This is a genomic window from Mesorhizobium sp. M2A.F.Ca.ET.037.01.1.1, from assembly GCF_003998075.1.
GTDB lineage: Bacteria > Pseudomonadota > Alphaproteobacteria > Rhizobiales > Rhizobiaceae > Mesorhizobium.
Window position 1 is genome coordinate 1 of the sequence record NZ_RZSA01000863.1, and the last position, 2863, is coordinate 2863.

The 2863-nt window shown below is 65.0% G+C and carries 2 protein-coding genes and 1 pseudogene; 2 read left to right on the forward strand and 1 reads right to left on the reverse strand.

The window, feature by feature from the left end:
• Nucleotides 1-760 (reverse strand): LysR substrate-binding domain-containing protein (locus EOA27_RS30340; protein WP_127257967.1); only part of this gene is annotated, 760 nt, incomplete at its 3' end.
• Nucleotides 761-850: 90 nt separating this feature from the next.
• Here EOA27_RS30340 and EOA27_RS30345 point away from each other — a divergent pair.
• A complete protein-coding gene (locus EOA27_RS30345) occupies nt 851-2401 on the forward strand; it encodes a trimethylamine methyltransferase family protein (RefSeq protein WP_126083120.1) in 1551 nt (516 codons plus the stop codon).
• A gap of 64 nt (nt 2402-2465) precedes the next feature.
• Nucleotides 2466-2863 (forward strand): annotated as a pseudogene (locus EOA27_RS30350) (diguanylate cyclase); the annotation flags it as partial.

Below are 2863 nucleotides of genomic sequence, written 5' to 3' on the forward strand. Positions count from 1 at the left end.
GTTCTACCAGGTGCCGCCAGCCGAGGGAGATTCCTTGCCCTTCCATCACCGCCTGGATCACCAGCGCATAGTCGTTGATGCGCAGGCCGCGCTCGGCATTGCGCAGGCTGGTTCCGGCCGAAGCGAACCATTCGTCCCAGGTCGGGGCCTCGCGATAGGGTTCTTCTAGATGAATCAGCCGGTGCGTGGCCAGTTCCTCGACCGTCCTCGGCTTGCCGAACCTGGCGAGATAGCTGGGGCCGGCGACTGGGAAGATTTCTTCATCGGAGAGCGACAGCGAGTGATAATCCGGCCAGTCGCGCGGCACGCCGCCGCGCACGCCCAGCGGAATCCCCTCGGCGATGATGTCGAGGTCGCGGTCGGCGGTCTGGATGCGCAGGTCGACGCCCGGCAATTCGTCGCGGAACTGCTGCAGGCGCGGCATCATCCAGAAGGAGCCGAAGGCGGTCGAGGCGGCCAAGGTCACATGCCCGCCGGTCGCCTGCAGGCGAAGGTCTTCCGCCGACTTGCGGATATGCGAGAGGCCCAGCGACACATCGGCATGGAAACGTTCGCCGGCTTCCGTCAGAAGCACCTGGCGGTGGCGCCGCTGGAAGAGTTTGGCGCCAAGCTGCTCCTCCAGCCCGCGCACCGCGTAGGAGACGGCCGCCTGCGTCATGCCAAGCTCGCGCCCAGCGGCGGTGAAGCTCGACAGCCGGCCCGCGGCCTCGAAGACGATGAGGCTGCCGGCGGAGGGCAGGAGCTGGCGGAGGTTTCGCATAAGTGCAGCTTATACAAGAGATCAGGATTTTCCAGCATCACATCCATATTTCCTCTCGCTAACTTGGTCGGGCGGGAAGAAGGAGCCTCCATGAACGCACCGGCCGTTGAACTGACCGAACAGACCCACCGCCGCGGCGGCGGCCGGCTCGGCCGCAAGGCGCTGAGAAGCGCGCCGGTCGCGTCCTTCCCCACCCTTGTGCGCAAGATCCCCGCCTACGAGATCGTGCCCGACGAGGCGGTGGAGCTGATCCACGAGGAATCGCTGAAGATCCTCGAGGAGGTGGGCTGCGAATTCCGCGACGACGGCGCGATCGAGCTCTGGAAGGCGGCCGGCGCCGATGTCAGGCAAACGCGTGTCCGCATCGACCGCGCGCTGTTGATGGAGCTGGTCTCGAAGGTTCCGCCCGAGTTCACACTGCACGCGCGCAACCCGGAGCGTACGGTGCGCGTCGGCGGCAAGAACTCGATCTTCGTGCCGATGTATGGCGCGCCCTATGTCCGCGACCTCGACAACAAGCGCCGCTACGGCACGCTGGCCGACCTCAACAATTTCCACAAGATGGCCTACATGGCGCCGGCGCTGCATTCCTCGAGCTCGGTCATCTGCGAGCCGATGGAGATCGCGGTGCCGAAGCGGCACCTTCACATCGTTCATTCGGCGCTGAAACATTCCGACAAACCGTTCATGGGCATCGTCACGTCGAAGGAGCGCGCCGAGGACACGATGGCGATGGCTGGCATCGTCTTCGGCGAGGAGTTCGTGCGCGACAATCCGGTGCTGGTTGCGATCACCAACTGCAATTCGCCGCTGGTGTGGGATGCCACCATGATCGACGCCATGCGGGTCTATGCCAGCCACAACCAGCCGCTGATCCTGGCGCCCTTCGCGCTGTGCGGCGCCTCGACCTCGGCCTCCGCGGTCGGCGCGGTGGCGCAGGTCAACGCCGAGGCGCTTGCCGGCGTGGCGTTGACCCAGCTCATCCGGCCCGGCTCGCCGCAGCTCTACGGCCAGTTCATGGTGACGGTCGACATGAAGACCGGCGCGCCGATGGGCGGCACGCCGGAGGCCGCCCAGATGATGTACCTGATGGGCGCGCTGGCCAGGAAGTATAAGCTGCCCTGGCGCACCTCCGGCTTCCATGTCGGCTCGAAGCTCAACGACGCGCAGGCGGGTTACGAGGCGAACATGCTGATGCATGCCGCGATCCTGTCCGGCGCCAACTACATCTGGCATTCCGCCGGCTGGCTGGAAGCGGGCCTGACCTGCGGCTATTCGAAATTCGCCACCGACTGCGAGCAGCTGGTCGGCTGGTACAAATATGCCGGCGGCGTGTCCTTCGACGATTTCAAGGACGCGATGGCGGCGATCCGCGAGGTCGGCCCGCAAGGGCATTTCCTCGGCACGCAGCATACGCTCGAGCATTTCGAGAGCGCCTTCTTCATGCCCAATATCATGGACTTCAATTCCTTCGAGCAGTGGAGCGCCGAAGGCGCCAAGGACCATGACACGCGCGGCCGCGAAAAGGCGCGCGCCATGCTGGCCGACTACCAGGAGCCGAAGCTCGACGAGGGCATTGCCGAAGGTCTCAGGGATTTGATCGCGCGGCGCGAGGAAAAGCTGCCTGACAGCGTCAGTTGATGGAAGGCAGCATTAGTTGAAGCCAACCGGGCGAAGACCCGACCAGATCAATGGGAGCACGAGAATGACACTTTTCAGAAGCAATGGTGACCGGGTCCCGGCCGCTATCCAAGCGATGGCCGAGGAGGCGCGCGCGGGCCGTGTCGACCGGCGCGAATTCCTGGCGCTGGCCAGCGCCTTCGGCGCATCGACGGCTTTCGCCTATGGCATGCTCGGCCTTGCCGCGCCGACCAAGGCGCTGGCCGACGAGCCGAAGAAGGGCGGCACGCTGCATGTCGCGATGTCGGTCAAGGCGCAGAAGGATCCGCGCACTTACGACTGGACCGAGATGGCGAACGTCACCCGCTGCTGGCTGGAGCCGCTGGTGCGCTACACCCACCAGTTCACCTTCGAGCCGGTTCTGCTCGAAAGCTGGGACGTCAATGACGACGCCACCGAATACACGTTGCATCTGCGCAAGAG